18 protein-coding genes are annotated in these 19,950 nt (G+C 67.4%); 6 read left to right on the top strand and 12 right to left on the bottom strand.

Annotated features, from left to right (window positions below; genetic code table 11):
* Positions 1-250: 250 nt before the first annotated feature.
* A complete protein-coding gene (locus tag ACTF4R_RS04180) occupies positions 251-2,563 on the top strand; it encodes a DEAD/DEAH box helicase (RefSeq protein ID WP_440006471.1) in 2,313 nt (770 codons plus the stop codon).
* A 98-nt stretch (positions 2,564-2,661) separates the two neighbouring features.
* Positions 2,662-3,108, top strand: coding sequence for a DUF7552 domain-containing protein (locus ACTF4R_RS04185; protein WP_440006473.1), 447 nt, complete (start codon positions 2,662-2,664; stop codon positions 3,106-3,108).
* Here the strand turns inward: ACTF4R_RS04185 and ACTF4R_RS04190 are convergent.
* Both ACTF4R_RS04190 and ACTF4R_RS04195 read right to left on the bottom strand, forming a co-directional pair.
* Entirely contained in the window at positions 3,105-4,136 is a 1,032-nt protein-coding gene (locus ACTF4R_RS04190) for a DUF7544 domain-containing protein (protein WP_440006475.1), read from the bottom strand. The two genes, ACTF4R_RS04185 and ACTF4R_RS04190, sit on opposite strands and share 4 nt — an antisense overlap.
* Before the next feature lie 108 nt (positions 4,137-4,244).
* Positions 4,245-4,688, bottom strand: a complete 444-nt coding sequence (locus tag ACTF4R_RS04195) for a GIY-YIG nuclease family protein (RefSeq protein WP_440006477.1) — start codon at positions 4,686-4,688, stop codon at positions 4,245-4,247.
* A 95-nt stretch (positions 4,689-4,783) separates the two neighbouring features.
* Here ACTF4R_RS04195 and ACTF4R_RS04200 point away from each other — a divergent pair, with 95 nt between their 5' ends.
* Positions 4,784-5,560, top strand: coding sequence for a hypothetical protein (locus ACTF4R_RS04200; RefSeq protein WP_440006479.1), 777 nt, complete (start codon positions 4,784-4,786; stop codon positions 5,558-5,560).
* On the opposite strand, the gene ACTF4R_RS04205 is transcribed toward ACTF4R_RS04200, so the two are convergent.
* A complete protein-coding gene (locus ACTF4R_RS04205) occupies positions 5,557-6,033 on the bottom strand; it encodes a YbaK/EbsC family protein (RefSeq protein ID WP_433630745.1) in 477 nt (158 codons plus the stop codon). The two genes, ACTF4R_RS04200 and ACTF4R_RS04205, sit on opposite strands and share 4 nt — an antisense overlap.
* A 62-nt stretch (positions 6,034-6,095) precedes the next feature.
* Positions 6,096-6,401: a MazG nucleotide pyrophosphohydrolase domain-containing protein gene (locus tag ACTF4R_RS04210; RefSeq protein WP_440006481.1), complete on the bottom strand. Its 306-nt coding sequence runs from the start codon at positions 6,399-6,401 to the stop codon at positions 6,096-6,098.
* A gap of 52 nt (positions 6,402-6,453) precedes the next feature.
* Here ACTF4R_RS04210 and ACTF4R_RS04215 point away from each other — a divergent pair, with 52 nt between their 5' ends.
* Positions 6,454-6,828 carry a secondary thiamine-phosphate synthase enzyme YjbQ gene (locus ACTF4R_RS04215; protein ID WP_440006483.1) on the top strand — a complete coding sequence of 125 codons (375 nt, stop codon included), beginning with the start codon at positions 6,454-6,456 and terminating at the stop codon, positions 6,826-6,828.
* Here the strand turns inward: ACTF4R_RS04215 and ACTF4R_RS04220 are convergent, their stop codons facing one another.
* The 5 genes from ACTF4R_RS04220 to ACTF4R_RS04240 form a co-directional block, all read right to left on the bottom strand.
* A complete protein-coding gene (locus ACTF4R_RS04220; RefSeq protein WP_440006485.1) occupies positions 6,829-7,167 on the bottom strand; it encodes a zinc ribbon domain-containing protein in 339 nt (112 codons plus the stop codon). It abuts the gene before it with no gap.
* A 107-nt stretch (positions 7,168-7,274) separates the two neighbouring features.
* A complete protein-coding gene (locus tag ACTF4R_RS04225; protein WP_440006487.1) occupies positions 7,275-9,035 on the bottom strand; it encodes a uracil-xanthine permease family protein in 1,761 nt (586 codons plus the stop codon).
* A 68-nt stretch (positions 9,036-9,103) separates the two neighbouring features.
* Positions 9,104-10,072, bottom strand: a complete 969-nt coding sequence (locus ACTF4R_RS04230; protein ID WP_440006489.1) for a carbohydrate kinase family protein — start codon at positions 10,070-10,072, stop codon at positions 9,104-9,106.
* Positions 10,073-10,144: 72 nt separating this feature from the next.
* Positions 10,145-10,915 carry a sugar phosphate isomerase/epimerase family protein gene (locus ACTF4R_RS04235; protein ID WP_440006491.1) on the bottom strand — a complete coding sequence of 257 codons (771 nt, stop codon included), beginning with the start codon at positions 10,913-10,915 and terminating at the stop codon, positions 10,145-10,147.
* A gap of 60 nt (positions 10,916-10,975) precedes the next feature.
* A complete protein-coding gene (locus tag ACTF4R_RS04240; protein ID WP_440006493.1) occupies positions 10,976-11,881 on the bottom strand; it encodes a CARDB domain-containing protein in 906 nt (301 codons plus the stop codon).
* Between the two features lie 259 nt (positions 11,882-12,140).
* Between ACTF4R_RS04240 and ACTF4R_RS04245 the strand changes: the two genes are divergently transcribed.
* Positions 12,141-13,055, top strand: coding sequence for a gluconate 2-dehydrogenase subunit 3 family protein (locus ACTF4R_RS04245; protein ID WP_440006495.1), 915 nt, complete (start codon positions 12,141-12,143; stop codon positions 13,053-13,055).
* Positions 13,048-14,823, top strand: a complete 1,776-nt coding sequence (locus ACTF4R_RS04250; protein ID WP_440006497.1) for a GMC family oxidoreductase — start codon at positions 13,048-13,050, stop codon at positions 14,821-14,823. The genes ACTF4R_RS04245 and ACTF4R_RS04250 overlap by 8 nt, the downstream gene beginning before the upstream one ends.
* Before the next feature lie 166 nt (positions 14,824-14,989).
* Here ACTF4R_RS04250 and ACTF4R_RS04255 read toward each other — a convergent pair whose 3' ends face one another.
* The 3 genes from ACTF4R_RS04255 to ACTF4R_RS04265 all read right to left on the bottom strand — a co-directional run bounded on the left by ACTF4R_RS04255 (position 14,990) and on the right by ACTF4R_RS04265 (position 19,618).
* The gene (locus ACTF4R_RS04255; RefSeq protein WP_440006499.1) at positions 14,990-15,607 is read right to left on the bottom strand and encodes a plastocyanin/azurin family copper-binding protein; all 618 of its coding nucleotides are present in this window, start codon (positions 15,605-15,607) and stop codon (positions 14,990-14,992) included.
* Positions 15,608-15,861: 254 nt separating this feature from the next.
* A complete protein-coding gene (locus ACTF4R_RS04260) occupies positions 15,862-17,076 on the bottom strand; it encodes a Cdc6/Cdc18 family protein (protein WP_113275957.1) in 1,215 nt (404 codons plus the stop codon).
* 1,111 nt (positions 17,077-18,187) lie between these two features.
* Positions 18,188-19,618 carry an aldehyde dehydrogenase family protein gene (locus tag ACTF4R_RS04265; protein WP_440006500.1) on the bottom strand — a complete coding sequence of 477 codons (1,431 nt, stop codon included), beginning with the start codon at positions 19,616-19,618 and terminating at the stop codon, positions 18,188-18,190.
* Positions 19,619-19,950 lie beyond the last annotated feature (332 nt).

The following is a 19,950-nucleotide window of genomic DNA, read 5'->3' on the forward strand; positions in this document are numbered from 1 at the left end:
CGTTTTGCGAAATAGTATTTCTGTTACTTAAAATCTGATTTATGATTCCGAACGAAGTTTTGATATACCGAAACCCGATCCCTCTGGTAAAAGCGTCGTGGCCGTTTCCGCGACGAGTATCGCGGTGGTTCCTCGACGGGCACTGTACCGTTCGGCGCTCGCCGACGTATCGTAAGCGAACGCTCGACGAGAACGCGAAACGCCGCGGGCGACGAAACGCGTTAGACCCCCCGTCACCAAGACGGGACCAGTGCAGGAGACCATCGACTGGCTTCGCGGCCGCCCGTACTACGAGGGCCAGATCGAACGGCACGAGACGCTCGCCGGGAGCGACGGCGAGTTCCGCGAGGTCGCGGTCGAATCGCGGCTCGAATCGGCGCTCGCGTCCAGAGGCATCGAGCGCTTCTACCGTCATCAGGCGGACGCTATCGACGCGGTCCGCGACGGCGAGAACGTCGTGCTCGCGACGCGGACCGCCAGCGGGAAGAGCCTCGCGTACACCGTCCCGGCGTTCGAGCGCGCGATGGACCACGGCGGACGCACGCTCTACGTCGCGCCACAGAACGCGCTCATCAACGACCAGGAGGAGACGCTGTCCGAACTCGCCCGCGACCTCGGCTTCGGCAGTCGCGTCTCCGTCGACCAGTACACCGGCCGGCTCGACAAGGGGGAGAAGCGGGACGTCCGCGACCGCCGGCCGACGGTCGTGCTGACGACGCCGGACATGCTCCACTACGCGCTGTTGCCGTACGCCCACCGCCTCTGGGACTGGTTCTTCGAGGGACTCGAAACCGTCGTCGTCGACGAGGTCCACGAGTACCGCGGCGTCTTCGGCAGCCACGTCGCGCTCGTCTTCCGGCGGCTGGCGCGGATCTGCGACCGCTTCGACGCGGACCCGGACGTCGTCTGCTGTTCGGCGACCATCGGCAACCCCGTCGAGCACGCCAGCGGCGTGACGGGGCGTCCCCAGTCGTCGTTCCGTCTCGTCGACGAGGACGCGAGCGTCACGGGGCCGACCCACTGGCTGCTGTGGAACCCGCCGGAGTACGAGGACGGCGCCACGACCCGCAGGCGGTCGAACCACACCGAGACGAGACGCCTGTTCGTCGACCTCGTCGCCCGGGACCACCAGACGCTCGCCTTCACGCGAGCGCGGCAGGCCGCCGAGCAGTACGCCATGCAGAGCGAGGAGGACCTCAGAGAGCGCGGCCGGAGCGACCTCGCCGACAGCATCGCGGCCTACCAGGCGGCGCTCCGGAACGACCGCCGCCGGGAGCTCGAAACGGGTCTCCACTCGGGGGACGTCAGGGGCGCGTGGAGCACGAACGCGCTCGAACTCGGCGTCGACATCGGCGAACTGGACGCCGTGCTGCTCGACGGCTACCCCGGCACGCGGATGGCGGCGTTCCAGCAGGCCGGTCGCGCGGGCCGCGGCGACGACGCTAGCCTCGTCGCGCTCGTCGCGGGCGAGGACCAGCTCGACCAGTACCTGATGAGCAACCCCGACGAGTTCTTCGAGGGCGACCCCGAGCGGGCAGTCGTCAACCCCGCGAACGACGAACTGCTGCCGGACCACGTCACGTCCGCGGCGCGCGAGACGTGGCTGTCGCCCGACGACGAGGAACACTTCGGGGAGTCGTTTCCCGACCTCGTGGCGGACCTCGAATCCGAGGGCGACCTCGAACGCCGCCAGACCGACGCCGGGGTACGCTGGACGTACGACGGCGGCGGCAGCCCCCAGCACGAGATGAGCCTGCGGACCATCGACGACCGCGAGGTCGACGTGCTCGACCGCTCCACGGGCGACGTCATCGCCTCGCTGCCGTTCGGGGACGCCCTGACCGACGTCCACCCGGGAGCGATCTACCACCACCAGGGCCAGAGTTACGAGGTGGTCGACCTCGACCTGGAGCGCGACGTGGCGGAACTGTCGCCGACGTGGGCGGACTACTACACCCGGGTCCTCCACGACAAGGAGATAACCGTCGAGACGGACCTGGCGGAGAAGACGCTGTCGACCCGCGACGACTGCGTCGTCCGGTTCGCCGACGTGACGATGCGAAAGACCATCACGGGGTTCGAGCGCCGCGACGCCTCCCGCGGGGAGACGCTCGGCCGCGAATCGCTCTCGCTGCCGGAACTGCCCCTCCGGACGAAGGCGCTGTACTTCACCGTTCCCGACTCGCTCGACCGCGAACTCCGGGCGATGGACGGGAGTTTCAACGGAGCCATCCACGCCGCCGAGCACGGCATGATATCGCTGTTCCCGCTCGAACTGCTCTGCGACCGCCGCGACATCGGCGGTCTCTCGACGCCGCTCCACCCCCACACCGGGGCGAGCACCGTGTTCATCTACGACGGCTACCCCGGCGGCGTCGGACTCACGCGCGAGGGGTACGAGACAGTCGAGGAACTGATGGACAACACGGCGGAGATGATACGGAACTGCCACTGCGACGCCGGCTGTCCGGCCTGCGTTCAGTCGCCCCACTGCGGGAACGCGAACGACCCACTGGACAAGGACCTCGCCGCACACCTGCTGGAGCGACTCGTCGGCGCGTGAAGCCTCGTCGCGACCACCGGACTGGTCCCAGAGAGCCGATAGTTCGAGAGGTCACAACGCTTTTAGGCCATCCTAAAATATGTTAGGCCAGCCTAAACATGGACGAAACACTCCGGGCGGCCCGCAGCGAGATCGAGGAACTGGCGGTCGAAGACGGGGAGTTCTGCGTCGCGTGCGCCGAGACGGGCGAACGCCCGCCGCCCGTCACCGGCGCGCGGTTCGCGGACGCCGACGACGCCCGACGCGCCGCCGCTCTCGCCCGCGAGTACCGCGACGGGCTCCGCGAACACGACCCCGACCTGCCCCACCACCGGTTCGTCGTCAGCGAGTCCGCCGCCCGCTCGCTCCAGTTCGCCGGCGTCCGGGAGCGAACCGACGACACCCGGGCGAACGGCCTGCCGCGGACCAGTCGGTCGGTCGTCGCCGCCGGTGACGGCGAGGGCGAGTGGCTCCGGATGGCGAACGCACCGCTGGTCCACCTGACGCGAAACGGCGACCCCGTCGGCGACGACGCCGTGGGCCGACAGCTCGACTCGAAGCTCTAAACCGACTCTTCTTCTCGGACGACCGCGCGCAGGTCCGGAATCAGGTCGAGGGCCGCGTCGGCGTCGCCGAGCACGAGCAGCGCGTAGTAGCGAAGGTACGCCTGGACGGGGACGCGGACGACCGCGAGCACGAACAGGAAGACGGCCACGTAGGCGACCGCGAGGAGGCCGACGACGACCAGCCCCGCCGCGCTCGAAATCAGCGCCGAGACGCCACCGAACCCGACGACGACGCCGACCGCCACGACCGCGAACGGCACCAGCACGACGGCGGCGAGGAACCCGCCGACGAGAGAGACGGCGATTCCGGCGGCGATGGCGAGGACGATTCGCAGTAGGGCGTAGACGGCGAACTGCTTCCACTCCGTCCGGAGCGTCGGCCAGAACGTGCGCCAGCCGTCGAGGACGCCCTCGTCGCGCAGCAGCATCACGGGGACGACGAAGTTCGTCGTGAACCCGTCCACCACCGCGACGACGAGCGAGAGGACGACGAACGCGGGGACGAACAGGGCGAGCGCCCCGACGACGACCGCCGGCGACCCCGTCGCCAGCCCCGGGAACAGCAGGAGAGCGAGGCCGACGACCGGGACGAAGACGACGAGGAACAGGACGATGCGAAAGACGAACAGGCCGAGTCCCTTCCGGAAGTTGTCGCTGGCGTATCGGCGCACGTGGACCTGCTGGCGGCGGAGCGACTCGAGGAATGCGAACTCCATCACCGACCCGACGAGCACGAACGCCAGCGCGACGAGCAGACCGAGGAGTACCAGCACGACCGCGGCGGCGACGAGCGTCTCCGACGGAACGAACGAACCGTCCGGCACGACGAACGTGTCGTCGGTCGTCACCGTCCCACCGTCGACCCCGCCCGGCGTTCCGGTCCCGGTCATCGGCGGCGTCGCGCCGCTCCCCCCGAGGAAGAGGACGACGAACGCGAGCTTCAACCACTGTCGAACGTCGAGCGGAAGGAGGAGCGACCGGACCGGTTCGACCGCGTCGTCCAGGGCTTCGACGGCGTACCAGACCATGATGAACGGTTCGGTCTCCTGATACTTAAACAATCGCAGGAACGCCCTCTTCCCGGGGACGAGATGTAAAGAATCAGTTACGGAAGAGGTTGAAAGAAGAGACTGGGCTCAGTCGGCCCGCGAGCGGGCGTGTGCCGCCCGAACCGCCCGCTCCAGCGCGTCCCGCTCGGCGGGGCCGTGGAGGTGGGACCGACAGTCGCAGTCGGACGCGCCGACGCCGGACACCTCGGGAATCGCGTCGGCGACCGGTCCGTCGGCCCCGAGTCGCCGTGCGACGTCGCACTCGACGTCCCGTTCCGCGGTCCGAACGTCGTCGGCGAGGCGCGACGCTGGATGACCGAGCAGGTAGTCGACGTGCCAGTGGCGCGCGTCGTGGTCGCCGCGCGCGACTCGCTCGTGGCGTTCGACGCGCGAGAATCCGCCGGAGCCGAACGCGCTGCCCGTGTAGGCGTACCAGCCAGGAGAGAGGTCGCGGTCGCCACGCGCACCGAACGCTATCTCGGCGTGCGACCGAAGCTCCACGAGCAGCGTGTACGTGCCTCGCTCGGTCATGGGTGGGGTCGAGTCGACGTCGGGGCACAATCAACGTTCTGCAATGCGCCAACAATTACCAAAACAACTATGTGTAGGATATTTTAATGGTGCGTATGAGGAGACGACAGTTCCTTTCGACGGCAGGGGTCGCGAGCGCGCTCGGTCTGGCCGGGTGTGGGGGCATGCTGGAGGAGTCACCCGAGTCGAAGGTCGACGCGTGGCTCGAAGACCACCAGGAGTCGAGACGGCTGATGGAAGCGGGGTTCCAGGCCGGGGACAGCGCGTACCGGCGGGGCCGATACGAGGAGGCCGCCACCCAGTACGCCAACGGACTCGACGGCGTCACGACGCTGCTGACCGACGCGAAAGAGCGGCGGAAGAAGATAGACGACGGCAGTCGCCTGCACGAACTCTTCACGAAACTCGTCGACTACTACGCGCACGTCGAGAAGGCGATGACGATACGGCGAGACGCCGCGCGCCTCGCCGCGGACGGCGATACGGCGGCAGCCGAGCGCAAGCGCGACGAGAGCACGCCGCACGTCGAGAAGGCCAACGAACTCTGGGCGACGCTGGCCGACGAACTCGACCTGACGGCCTCGACCACCACGACCCAAGGGGAGAGCTTCCCGCCGCTGGCCGTCCGGGTACTCTACGACGGCGAGTGGCAGGGTGCCGTCTCGGCCGGAGGATCGTCGCGAAGTATCTCCGGAGTGGGCGAGAGGGTCGTCGAAGTCGACTCCGACGCGAACGTCGTCTCCGCGAACGCCCAGAAGGAGGGCGGGGGCGGGTCGAAGCTGACCATCCAGGTACTGGAGGACGGTAACGTCGTCAAGGAAACCAGCACGACCGCCGAGTACGGCGTCGCACAGGTCACGGCGGACGTCTAAACTCGCACGTCCGCCACGTCCGCGTCGGCGTACTCCCGCAGCGTTTCCGGGTCGACGGGGAACACCGCTTCCGGGGTGCCGGCGGCAGCCCACACCGTCTCGAACTCCGCGAGCGTTTCGTCGAGGTAGACCGGCAGGTCCCCGTCGTGGCAGAACGGCGGTACGCCGCCGATGGACCAGCCGAGGGCGTCCCGAATCTCGTCGGCGTCGGCCATGGACACCGCCTCTTCTGGGACGCCGCGGCGGTCGGCGAGTTTCGCCTCGCTCACGCGGTTCGCACCGCTGGTGACGACGACGACGAGGTCGGTACCTGCGCGCATGACGATGCTGCTCGCTATCTGTGCGACGTCGCAGCCGACGGCGTCGGCGGCGTCTTCGGCCGTCTTCGTCCCCTCCGGGAACTCGTGGACCTCGACGTCGAAGTCGTGTTCCTCCCGGGCGCGCTCCCGGAACTCCGCTGCTCGTTCGTGCATGTCGAGGCAGGTCGTCCGCGCGGCCAAAGACGTTAGCGGTCCCCCTCCGATCGGTCACCGCGTCACTCGCCGGACGACATCTCGCCACGGTCGTCGAGTCGACGCTCGTACTTCTCCAGCGCCTCGTCGAGGGCCGCCTCGGCGTCGACGTCCAGCGACGACGCCAGCGCGAGCAGCGCGAACAGCGCGTCCCCGATCTCGTCGGGGTTCACCGACACCTCGTCGGGGTTCGCGCCGTACGCGGAGGACTCGTTCGCGTCTTTCGCCAGTTCGCCGACCTCGGAGGCCAGGTCGAGCAGGCGAAACGCGGGCGGGGCGTCCATCTCGTGTTCGGCGACGAACGCGGCGACTCGCTGCTGAGCGTCCATGTCAGGGTAGTTTCACGCCGGAGATTTAGGTGCTACGAGTAGACGGTCGGGTATGGCACTCGAAGTCGAAACCGACGAGCGCGTCGAGGTGGTGGACGTGACCGACCGCGTCGCCGAACGCGTCCCGACGGACGGAGACACCTGCACCGTCTTCGTCCCGCACACGACCGCCGGCGTCGTCGTCAACGAGAACGAGCGGCGACTGCTCGCCGACCTGGAGGACGCCCTGGCGGACCTCGTGCCCGAGGACGGGGGCTACGGCCACGACGAACTCGACGGCAACGCCGACGCCCACCTGCGGTCGATGCTGCTCGGCGAACACGTCACGGTCCCGGTCGAGGACGGCGACCTGGCGCTGGGGACGTGGCAGTCGGTTCTGTTCGTCGAGTGCGACGGGCCGCGGAGCCGCCGCCTGCGAGTTCGGTGACTACACCAGGCGTTCACCGCAGTTCGTACACTCGACCTTCTTCTTCCCGGTCGCGGTCCGCTCGACGCTGAGCGCGCCCCCGGAGTTGCAGCTCGGACAGACGCTCTTGCCGGTCTCGGTCGCCTGCTGCTGGGCCATCCAGCGCAGGTTCCGCTCGGTCTGCCGGAGCCGCTCCGTCGTTTCGTCGAGCTGGGACCGGAGCTGCTCGACCTGCGACTGGAGTCGCTGGACCTGGGTATCGTCGCTCTCGTCGGAGGGGCGGCCACCCTCTGACGAATCCATCTCGTCGGCGACCTCGGACTCGTTGGACGTCATGAGGTACGTGTTACCGACACTCATAGGTACAAAAATCTGGTGTCGGTACGCGTAGATTTTTGTCGGTGACGACGCCGCTCGATGCGATATATTCTGTCTTCCGGTACGGGAATCGACGAGCGTCGGCGCGGTCAGTCGCTCCGGACCGCGCGGGCGTCGTCCGAGCCGAAGCGGTCGAACGCGGACTCGAAGTCGGTGTCGTCCTCGGAGATGGCGTCCCAGGCTTCGAGACCGCGCTCCTTCCGGGTGCCGGGGATGGTGTTGTCGAGGAGGAACGCGACGAGACCGCCGACGGCCATCCCGGTACCGCCGATGACGTAGACGGTGTCGGCGACGACCTTCGTCCCGAGGACCGGACCGAGCACGGCGACGTTCCGCATGTTCTGGCGGAAGAACGCCGCGCCGCCGACACCCTCGGGGGCCGCGCTCGCGACGTTGGCCATGTAGGCCGGAATCGCCAGTCCGACGAACAGCGCGACGCCGATGACGTAGATGTTCCGCGAGGAGTCGAGGTCGACGTACTTCAGGTTCGAGAGGCCGACGGCGACTATCTGGCCGAACATGGCGACGTAGAGGCCGCCGATGACGGGGTCCGGAATCGAGCGGATGAACGCGCCGAAGTAGCCGACGAAGCCGACGCCGAGCATCGCGACGGCCCCGATCTGGACGACGTAGCGCGAGGCGACGCCGGTCAGCCCGATGGCCCCGATGTTCTCGGAGTAGGAGGTCGACCCGCCGGCGCCCATGACGCCGGCGAAGACGTTCATCAGCCCCTCCATGCCGATGCCGTGGTTGATGCGTCTCTCGCTCGGCGCGCCGAGACCGGAGAGGCGTGCCACCGCGTGGTAGTCGCCGAAGCTCTCGACGATGGAGGCGCCCACGCCCGCGAGCATCCCGACGACGAGCGAGGCCTCGACGCGGGGGACGCCCCACTGGAGCGGCGTCGGAACGACCACGGCGGGTGCCTCGAAGATGGTCCCCATGTCGACGTACCCGGCGGTTCCGGCGGCGTAGACGCCCAGTGCGGAGAGGACGGCGGCGACGGCGTACGCGGTGACGACGCCGAGCAGCACCGGGAAGAGCTTGAACGCCCGGACGCGGGTGTCGAGGTACTGCGAGAAGAGGGTGATGAGGACGAGCGTGAGCAACAGGAGCGGCCAGTTCTGGGTCGCCGAGGTCACCTGGCCCGTGCTGAAGAGGGAGAGACCGATGAGCGCGATGGTCGGCGCGATGACGACCGGGGAGAGGTAGCGCCGGATGCGCCCGATGAGGCCGAGGTAGCCGACGGCGACCTCGAACAGCGCAGCGACGATGATCGCCCCCTGGAGGCTCAGGAGGGCGGCGCGCCAGTCGGCCATCCCGGTGGGGTTCGTCGCCTGCACGACGCCGATGACGGCGAGGGCGGGCGCGAGCATCGAGAACGGCGCGCCCTGCACGATGGGGTAGCGGTTGCCGAACGTCGTCTGGGCCAGCGTGGCGAGACCGGAGACGACGAAGAACGTCCCGATGAACCGCGGCCAGAGGTTCGCCGGCATCCCGAGCGTCCCCGCGAGGATGAGCGGGACGGCGACGTTCGCTCCGACCATCGTCAGGTAGTGCTGGACGCCGAGCAGTATCGATTCGCCCAGCGGCGGTCGGTCCTCGATGCCGTACTCGACGAACGACGCCACCGACCCGTCCTCCGACGGTTCCTGGCCCGGTCGGCCACCGTCGGGTCGCGCGTCGCCGGTCGCCGCTTCGTCCGGTCGCGTTTCGTCGACCACCGCTCCGTCGGAGCGTGCAGCGTCCGCCGCGTCGTCCGGTCGTGCGCCGTCCGCCGCTCCGTCGTCGGGGCGTGCAGCGTCGGAGACTCCTCCGTTCGATTCCGCCGTGTCGCTGTGTTCCTCGCTCATTCGCCAGTCCGTTCGTCGGATTCCTCGTAGTCGGCTTAAAAGTGGCGTTACGAAGAGCGAAGTAAATCCTACGAATCTCGCAATCGAGCGGCGGCGTCGCGGTCGGGCAGGGCGGCCATCGCGCCCTCCTCCGTCGTCGTCCGGGCGGCCACGGCGTTCGCGAAGGCGAGCACGTCCGAGAGGGAGACGTCGGAGCGGTCGTCCTCGGCGGCGAACGTGGCGAGCGCGCCCGCGGTGAAGGCGTCGCCGGCACCGGTCGTGTCCCTGACCGTCACGTCGTAGCCCCGGTGGGAGGCCGCCCCTGCGCCCCAGGGAGCCTCGGCCTCGGAGTGGGCGTACGCCCCAGTTCCGCCGAGGGTCAGCAGGACGGTGTGGGGGCCGCGGTCGCGGACCGCGGCGGCGAGTCGCTCCGGTTCCTCGGTCTCGAAACCCGCCATCGCGAGGTCCTCCGGCGTCGCCTTCACGACCGTGGCGACGTCGAGCAGTTCGGCGACCGCGTCCTCGAAGCCGCCGTCCGGCCACAGTTCCGGCCGGGCGTTCGGGTCGAAGACGACCTCGCAGTCGCGCTCGCGGGCGCGTTCGGCGAGGTCGACCGTGGCGGTCCGTCCCGGTTCGGTGGCCAGCATCACGCCGCCGACGTACACCCACTCGACCGCGTCGAGCGCCTCGTCGGGGACGCCGCCGGGTTCGAGGCGCGTGTCGGCGGTGCCGTCGCGGTAGAAGGAGAACTCGCGGTCGCCCGTCTCGTCGTGGGTGACGAACGCGAGCGTCGTCTGGGCCGCGGGGTCGCGTTCGACGAACCGCTCGGGGACGCCGCGCTCGTTCAGCGTCTCGGCGAGGAAGTGGCCGAAGGGGTCCTCGGCGAGGCGCGTCCAGAACCACGGCGTCTCCTCCAGGCGGGCCAGCGCGACGGCCACGTTCGCGGGCGCGCCGCCGGGCCGTCTGGCGAACGACGGAACGTCGGAGAGCGGGCCGGGACGTTCGGGCAGGAAGTCAATCAGCGTCTCCCCCGAGACGAGTACGTTCGGGTCGGGCATGCTCGTTGTTGGGTCGTCCCCCGAAATAGTGTTTGTCACCCGCTTCCCGCCGGACTCGGACGTCCGTCGACGTTACAGCAGGTCGTCGAGGTGTGCCTTGCTGGTCTCGACGTACTCGTACTCCAGCGTGAACACCTCCAGGGAGAGCGTCCCCGACCAGTCGTCGGGGAACGCCGCGAATATCCGCTCGAAGTCGATGGTGCCCGCGCCGAACGGGAGGTGTTCGTCCTTCGGTTGCCGGGTGTCGTTCAGGTGGACGTGACTCACCCGGTCGGCGTGGTCGGCGACGAACGCGGCGGTCTCTGCGGAGTCCAGTCCGTCGATGCGCGCGTGGCCGGTGTCGAGCGTCATCGAGACGTCCGTCTCGGCGAACAGCCGGTCGAACTCCTCGATGGAGAACCAGCCGCCCGGCACGTTCTCGGCGCAGAGTTCGACGCCGCGCTCGGCGGCGAAGGCGTCCAGGTCGGCCAGCGAGTCGACGACGGTCGCTCGCACCGTCTCGCCGTCCCACGCCGGCCGCCAGGCGTTCGAACTCGCGTGGACGACGCCCTTCTCCGCGCCGAACGCGGCGGCGGCCTCGACGGCCGCCCGGAGCTCCCGGAGCGCGCCCTCGCGGACGTGGTCGTGCGGCGACCCGACGTCGAGCGTGAACGGCAGGTGGACCGCGAGGTCGAGGTCGCGCTCCTCGGCCGACTTCCGGACCGACTCGGGGTCGACGTTCCGATGTGCGCTCGGGCCGTCCAGCATCACTTCGACGTAGTCGAACCCGAGGTCGGCCGCCACGTCGAACGCCGCCTCGCGGTCCATCCCCATCTGGGTGACGAAGCCGGTTCGCTCGTCCATGCCGGAGCGACGACGGACGGCGTGTTAGCTCTGGCGGGGCGGACGTCCGAGGGGTCGGCGTTACGCGGCGACGTCGCCCGCGACGCTACCGGCGGTGCTGTTGTTCCCACCGTCGGTGAGGCGAATCTGGGCCGACTGCTCGCTGTCGAAGGCCCGGACGCTGTGCGTGTACGCGCCCGGTTCGCCCGGAATCTGACCCGACCTGACCTGGAACGTTACCGTGCGGGACTCGCCGGGGGAGAGTTCGACCGTCTGTCGCTGGACGACGACGCCGCCGAACGCGTAGAAGACCTGCTCGACGCCGGACTGGTCGCCGGGGTTGGTGAGTTCTGCCGTCACCTCGAACGACTCACCGACGGAGACGGTGTCGGGTGCCGAGAGGTTCGTCACCTGGAACCCCGGCTCCTCCGGACCCGCGGTGGCGTTCCCCTGCGACAGCCGGGTCGGTTCGCCGAGCGTCACCTGCTGGTCCGCGTCCCGGAAAATCGTCTCGTCGCGGCTCTCGACCGCGAGAAAGCCGTACAGGAACTGGACGTTCCGCACGCCGTCGGGGACGTCGAGGGTACCCGCGTCACCCCGCGCCAACTGTTGGCGGACTCGGCTCGCTTCGGCCGCGCTGATTCGGTTCCCGAGGACGAGCCGCAGGTTGGTCACCCTCGCGTCCGCCGGGCCCGCCGACAGCGTCCCGGTCTTCACGAACAGCGTCAACGTTCCGTTTCGCAGCGTGAGGAATCCGCTCTCGACGAGTAGTTCCGTGCCCGCGAGCGACACCCGTTCGTCGGTGAACTGGACCGGTTCGAACGTGGCGTTCGTCTGGTTAGTCTGGTTCGTATCCTGTGCCGTGCGTTCGCTCGCGACGTCGACGGATGCCGAACCGTTCTGTCCGGAGGCGCCCGTCGTCCCGGCGACAGGTGCCGCGACGAGCGCGAGGACCGCGAGGAACACGCCGAACTGCTGGACGTTCATACCGACGTACGTACGCCGCTTTCGTCGTTAAACGAGGCGACCGTTCGCGCTGTTCGGGGCCATACGCTGGCGTTACGGTCGGTGGTCGGCCCGGCGGGTCTCGTTCCGTCGACCCAAGCGTCGGTGCGCGGGAGGCGATGTCTGCAATACCGAGATTCGGCAGGGGTTTCACCTCGGAAAGGTGGCGATACCGCGTGAACGGTTACCAACGGTCGTTAGTTACTATTCGGTGGCTCTGGTCGAAGGTGCGGGGGAAACGATGACCAACGAACCACCGGACGACGCTCGATTCGACTTCTCCCGTCGCGCGTTCCTCGGAAACTCGGGGCTCGCAGGCGGGGCCATGCTACTCGCGGGACAGGCGGCGGACGTCGCTCGCGGGGAGCAGCGAAAACGACAGCAGGCGGACGACGACGCCGGCGTCGACGAGGAGGGACTCAAGTATCTCGACGTCGACGAGGCTCGGGTCGTACAGGCGATGGCGTCGCGCATCGTACCGTCCGACGAGTACGGGCCGGGAGCGGTCGAGGCCGGCGTACTCTACTTCATCGACCACCAGCTCGACAGCGAGTGGGGTGCGGGCGACAAGTGGTACATGGAGCCGCCGTTCGTCAACCGATACGAGGGGGCGATTCCCAACCAGGGATGGCAGTCGAATCTCGTTCCGCGCGAGGTGTACCGGTTCGCCGTCGAGTGGATAGAGGAGTACACGAACGAGCAGTACGACAGCAGTTTCATCGAGCTGTCGGACGAGCAGCAGGACGAGGTGCTGCTGGCCGTCCAGGAGAACGAGGTCGACACGTTCCAGTCCATCAAGCCGCGGGAGTTCTTCACGCTCTTTCGGCGGAACGTGCTGGAGGGGATGTACTGCGACCCGATGTACGAGGGCAACCGCGAGATGGTCGGCTGGAAGCTGAAGCGGTTCCCCGGGTCGCCGGGAGCGCTCGGAAGCTACAAGCAACTCATCGACCGCGGGGAGTTCATCCGCATCCCGCCGCGGAGCGTCGAGGACGACGTGGAGTCGGTCGGCATCGAGACCGGCGCGAGCGAGGGCGGGAACCAGGAACAGGGCCAAGGTGCCGTCCACAACCACGACCACGGCCCGCGGTACGAACTCGAAGGCGAGAACCCCGACGACGTGCACGGGGACGTCGAGGAGGACACCGATGCCTGAGCGACTCGACCCCGTCGACGTCGTCACCGTCGGCGCGGGATGGACGGGTGGCATCGTCGCGAAGGAACTCGCGGAGGACGGCAAGCAGGTCGTCAGCATCGAGCGCGGCCGCGATCGGAGCCCCGACGACTACCTCACGATGCACAACGAGCTGCGGTACGCGCTCCGCTACGAGATGTTCCAGGACCTCTCGAAGGGGACGCTGACGTTCCGGCTCGACCCCGACGACGAGGCGCTTCCCATGCGCCAGCTCGGGTCGTTCCTGCCGGGGAAGGGCGTCGGCGGGGCGGGCGTCCACTGGAACGGCCAGACGTGGCGGTTCCTGCCGTACGACTTCCAGATACGGTCCAAGACGCTCGACCGGTACGGGCCGGAGAAGATTCCCGACGACATGCTGCTCCAGGACTGGGGCATCACGTACGAGGAGCTCCGTCCGTACTACAGGGAGTTCGAGAAGATGGCCGGCATCTCGGGGAACGCCGGCAACATCGAAGGCAACATCCAGGACGAGGGGAACCCGTTCGAGGGACCGCGCAAGATAGACTACCCGACCGAGGCGATGATAACGACGCCGGTCCTGGAGCGGTTCATGGACGCCGCGGCGAGTCAGGGCAACCACCCGTTCATGGCCCCGTCCGCCAACCTCTCGGAACCGTACACGAACCCCGACGGTGTCGCCCGTGGACCGTGTCAGTACTGCGGATACTGCGAACGGTTCGGCTGCGAGTGGGGCGCGAAGACCGACCCGACCGTGACCGTCCTTCCCGTCGCCGAGGAGACGGGGAACTTCGAACTCCGGACCCACTGCGACGTGCGCAGGCTGCAGTACGACGAACAGAAGGGCCGCGTCACCGGCGTGAAGTACGTCGACACCCGCGACAACACGGTGTACATCCAGCCGGCGGAGACCGTCGCACTCACGGCGTACGCGCTCTGGAACGTGAAGCTACTCCTGCTGTCCGGTATCGGGGAGCCGTACGACCCGGAGAATCCCGAGGACAGCGGTAACGTCGGGAAGAACTACTGCTACCAGAACTTCGGCGGGAGCGCAACGGGCTTTTTCGACGACGAGGAGTGGAACCTCTACATGGGCGCGGGCGCGCTCGGCGCGGCCGCCGACGACTGGAACGGCGACAACTTCGACCACACCGACCTCGACTTCATCCACGGCGGCAACATCGCCATCACCCAGACCGGCAAGCGACCCATCGCGAACAACGCCTCGCCGCCGGACCTCGACCGGAGCTGGGGGTCGGAGTTCAAGCGCGCCAGCCTGAAGTACCACAACAGCTCCGTCGGCATCTCCGCACAGGGCGCCGTGCTGCCGCACCGGACGAACTACCTCGACCTGGACCCGAACTACACCGACGAGTGGGGCGACCCGCTGCTCAGGATGACGTTCGACTGGACCGAGAACGACAAGAAGCTCGCCGAGTTCGAGGGCGAACGCTGCGCCGAAATCATGGAGGCGATGAATCCGACGAAGATGCAGGTGAGCAAGACGGTCGTCGGTCAGGACGAGAGCTACGACATTCGGCCGTACCAGTCGACGCACAACACCGGCGGCGCGATAATGGGTCCGAACAGCGACGTCTCGGTCGTCAACTCGTATCTCCAGTGCTGGGACGCCGAGAACCTGTTCATCCCGGGCGCGTCGGCGTTCGCCCACAACAGCGGTTACAATCCCACGGGCACCGTCGGCGCACTGGCGTACCGGGCCGCGGACGGTATGAAACAGTACTTCAAGCGCCCGCGGATGCTCGACTGAGAGGTTTCTCTTTCGAAGACTATTTTCTCTCGAAAACTGGGTGGTCGTCTCTGTTACTCCCGTCGGAGTCGCCTATCATCTCCCTCGTCGAACCGGGCGCCACCGCTCTCGACCGACGGGCGACTGAACTGACGGGGGTACGACCGTCGGTCCAGTCCCTGACGGTCTAGTTGCCGCCGTCGCCGCCGTTGCCACCCCCACCGTCCTGAATCTCCACGTCGCCGACCATCGTCGTCGGGTGGATGGTGCAGATGTACGTGGTGATATCGGACGTAGCGACGAACCGCAACGTCTGGGTGGCTCCCTGCTCCGCGAGGGTGTCCGTCACCGAAATCGCGTCGTCCGGCGGCGTGACCGTCTCGACGGTGGTCTGGGTGGCGGTACCCTCCGTGGTCGTCGTCTGGGTGGTCGTCGTCTGGGTACCGGCGGTGCCGGTCTGGACGTCCGGGAAGATGACGGAGAGGTTGTTCCCCTGATCGTCCTGGAGCGCCCAGTTGTGAGGCTGGCCGTCGAGGTTCTCCCACGTCACCTCGTACACCCGACCGGGCTGGAGCTGGAGCGTCGGGTTCTCCTGGTCGGCGATGCGCTGCGGTTCGCGCCCATCCCACGCTTGCACCCGCCCGCCGAAGCTGAACGACGTCGCGGGTTCCTGTTGCGCTGTCGTCGTTGTCGTCGTCTCCTGTGCGGCCGACACCGCGGAGAGTCCGAACACCGAGCCTCCCGCGACGGCGAGGAAGCGCCTGCGTGACTGGCTACTACCGGAACGTGAGTTCTCGTCCATCATCTCAGAACACCACCATCGAGGACCACCGACGAGACAATAAACGAGGGCTATCGTTCGGAGAGTAATCGAGCGGGCGAACGACGAAACCCACGTTTCGAACGGGTAAGCGGCAGATAACGCCGCCCGTCGGTGGGGCCGACGGTACGAGACTAATTGGACCGACAGCGCAAAGGTCGTGGGAAGGATAGCGCGAAGCCGGTTAGGTCGACGGTGCGCGGTCAGTTGGGTCGACGGCGCGAGTCGTCTGGTGGGGTTCAGACGTACCCCTTGACGCTGGTGTGGACGCCCATCGCCTCGAGGGTCTCCTCGAGCGCGTCGAGGACGACCGCGAGGTCCTGCTGGAGGGCGTACTCGCGGTACTTTCCGCCCGCGGAGCCCTCGTTTATCTCGCTGACCGTGAGGATGCCCAGCATCGCGAGGTCGTCGAGGTGTTCGCGGAGCCAGCGCGCCGTCAACGTCTCGCGCTGGGCGGCCTCCGAGAGGGCCTTGTACCGGGAGTATATCTCGCGGGAGCGCGCCGGCGTCTCGTCCTCGGCTTCGAGCGTCGCCAGCGCGTAGACGACCAGGCGCTCGTGGTCGTTCAGGTCCGCGATGCCGCGCGCGACCTGCTCGCGTTCCAGCAGGTCCCGACCGCGACGGACGTGTTCCTCGGTCACCTGTTCGGCGTTCTCCTCCCGCGCGAGGTCGCCCGCCTTCATCAGCAGGTCGAGCGCCTTGCGGGCGTCGCCGGACTCCTGGGCACCGAACGCCGCACAGAGCGGGATGACGTCCTCCGAGAGCACGTCGTCCTTGAACGCGACTTCCTTGCGCTGTTCGAGGACGGCTCGAAGTTCGTTGGCGTCGTACGTCGAGAAGGAGATGGAGCGTTCACAGAGCGACGACCGGACCTTCGGCGAGAGGCTGTCCCGGAACGTGAGGTCGTTGCTGATGCCGATGAGACCGATTCTGGCCTCGGTGATGTTCTCGTTCTCTCGGGCACGCGAGAGCTGGTAGAGGATACTGTCGTCCTTGAGGTGGTCGATCTCGTCGAGCACGAGCAGGATGATGCCGCCGTGGTCGTCGAGTTCGTCCCACATCAGTTCGTACACCTGCGAGCGCGAGTACCCCGTCTCGCTGATGCGGTTGGCGGGGTCCCGGAGCATGTTGACGAGGTGGCTCGCGACCCGGTAGCTCGAGTTGAGACCGTCGCAGTTGACGAGTTCGGTCACCACGTCGAGGTCGTCGTACTGTTCGGCGTTGTCCGACAGTTTGTCGAGCAGGAACCGCGTCGCGGCCGTCTTCCCGACCCCCGCCTTCCCGTAGAGGAAGATGTTGTCCGGCTGTTCGCCGTAGATGGCCGGCTGGAGCGCGCCGTGGTACTCGTCCAGTTCGTCGTCGCGTCCGACGAGCGTGTCCGGCGTGTAGTCGTCCAGCAGTGCTTCCCGATTCTTGTAGGGAGAGTGCTCTCGAACGAATTCGAACGAACCCATTACCTGGGCGGAAACAGGGGACGCTCATAACGGTTCCGAACCACCCGTTCCGCTGATTCCGCTGATTCGTGTGTGTCAGACGGTGCGCCGACGGCGAGCGGGCAGAGAATCACTTCCCCGCGCCGGTGGATGCGGACTCCGTCGACGCACACCCGACGTCGACGCTCGGCCGATATCCCCGCATCGACCGATATCGACACGTTGACCGATACAGACGCTTCGACTGACGTCGACGAACCGACTGACCTCGGCGGACCGACCGACGTCGACGAACTGGCCGACGTCGACACAGTGATCCCACGTCGACGCCGTGACTTCACGTCGACGGAGACCACCGAACGTTCAGACGACCGTCGCCAGGGGAGGTGCGGACCCGAGGTGATTCAGAGGCACACCACCCGTTCGTCTGTTTCCAGTGATTCGTCTGAAGCTAGGACTTAAAAGACACCCCCACCCCTTCGTTCCGCTGTGTGTGGCGAGTAAGGAGGGATGGGGAACGACGTGGAGGCTTTGTAGTAGAAACTTTGAAGAGACCACCCCGAAAACAATATCCGCAAACTAGGCGAAAAAGACTATTTCAGCTATTTAGTCGAGATATAAACCGAGCCGGTCGGTCGTCTCACACGAACGGTTCTGATCACCGCCGCCCGCTCGTCGACCCTCCCCACTACGACCCACGAAGACAGAGGAACGCCGGGGTGGGGGTATACTTAAACCACTGCGAACAGAGGAAACTCCGGAAATGGTTCCCCTGAGGCTGAACCGCGCTCGTTCGCCGGCAAGAGGTTCGGGATATCGAGGGACGCTGGTCGAGAAAGGCCCGGACGCGGTCCAGCGTCCCCGACCGGCCTCTCGAAGACAGAGGAACGACGGTGTGTGCGAACCGTCGGCTAGCCACGCCGTCCGAACCGGCGACGAACTGACGGTCGGTGAGGTCGCCGCCGGAGCGGTCGACCCTGCTGAGGACACGGTCCCGGGGACGACGGGGTTCCGCGTCCGCCAGGAAGACAGAGGAACGACGGGGTGGGGTGGTGGCGAACGACAGAAACGAGAAAGGAGGTGAGGGCACGAGACAGAGAGCGAAAACGACGGTCCGCGCGGCGGTCGCCAGTTAGAGGATGATGCTCTTCTGTCGGACCATCTCCTCGATGGTCAGGTGAAGGCCCTGCCGACCGATGCCGGAGGCCTTGTTGCCGCCGAAGGGAATGTCGCCGATGCCGTGACTCGGCGCGCCGTTGATGCGGACCGCGCCGGCGTCGAGTTTGTCGGCCACGCGGCGCGCGCGGTCGTAGTCCGACGTGAACACCGCGGCGTCGAGCGCGAGGTCGCCGCGGTTCGACACCTCGATGGCTTCCTCCTCGCTCTCGAAGGTCGTTACCGCAGCGACGGGACCGAACTGCTCCTCGTGGACGATGCGGGCGTCCTGCGGGACGTTCGCCAGCAGCGTCGGTTCGAAGAACTGTCCGTCGCGCTCGCCGCCGCGCACGAGGTCCGCGCCCCTCTCTAGGGCGTCCTCGACGAGTTCCTCGACCCACTCGGCCTGGTCCTCGCTGATGAGCGGCCCCATCTGGGTCTCCTCGTCGAAGAGGTCGCCGACGACCCAGTTGTCGACCTCGGCTTCGAGACGCTCGACGATTTCGTCGTGGACGTCCTCGTGGGCGACGACCCGGCTCACGGCCGAGCATCGCTGGCCGGCGTACTTGAACGACCCCTTCGCACAGGAGCCGGCGACGTCGGAGAGGTCGGCGTCGGGGAACGTGACCGCGGGCGCGTTGCCGCCGAGTTCCATGTGGAGATTGACCATGCCGCTCTCGCGGGCCACGTGCTTGCCGGCCGCGCTGCTGCCGGTCATCGTGACCATGTTGATGCGGTCGTCGCCGACGAGCAGGTCCCCGATGGTGCTCGCACGGCCGGGGACGAAGTTGAACGCGCCCGTCGGGAGGTCCAGGTTCGAGACGACGTCCGCGAGGATGGCGGCGCTCACGGGCGTCTTGCTCGCGGGCTTGAGGATGACCGAGTTACCGGCCGCGAGCGCGGGCGCGACCTCCAGGGCGGTGGTCGAGAGGGGGTAGTTGTACGGCGTGATGGCCAGGACGGTGCCGATAGGTTCGGGTTTGACGATGGCCTCCCAGCCCTCGTGTCCACTGGTGGTCCCCTGGCGGAACTCGCCTTTGAGGTCGCGGGCTTCCTCGGCGGCGCGGTGGAACCGCTCGGCGGCGCTGTCGACCTCGCCGCGCGCGCTGGAGATCGGCTTGCCGGCCTCGCGGACGATGACCTCCGCGAGTTCGTCCTTTCGCTCCAGCAGTTCGTCGGCGATGGTCTCGACCCATTCGACGCGCTGGGGGATGGTCGTCTCGCGCATCTCCACCTGCGCTCGCTGGGCGGCCTCGAGCGCCGCGTCGGCCTGCTCGCCGTCAGCCGCGGCGACTTCCGCGAACACGCCGCCGTCGGCGAGGTCGGTTACTTCGAGGACGTCGTCGGCGTCGCGCCACTCGCCGTCGACGTAGAGCTGTTCCCGCCGGTGGATCGGTCGTTGTGACATACTTCGACTTTGGTGCCCCTGCGGTAAATCATTTACTCACAATCGGATTAATGTTCTATCCAGTACCCGAATCTGTTCGAGAATCCCTGCTCGCCTGGACGTGTCGAGAGCTCTCGTCTCCGAACTGAACGCCGGATCAGTTCCCCCTCGCTACGCTCGGGGTCGGAGTCCGGTCGGCCCGAAGTCGGATTGCCGTCTCTCCCTCTACTGTCCCAGGGTCGGACCGCTGCCGCCTTCTCGTCTCGGGCCCGAGTCGTACGGGCAAGGACCCCGTTTTCCGCTATCGCGGTCGTGTCGTTCGACGCCGCACGGACGAAAAAGTGTGACGGGCA

The sequence above is a fragment of the Halomicrococcus pelagicus genome (assembly GCF_051917725.1).
Taxonomy (GTDB): Archaea; Halobacteriota; Halobacteria; order Halobacteriales; family Haladaptataceae; genus Halomicrococcus.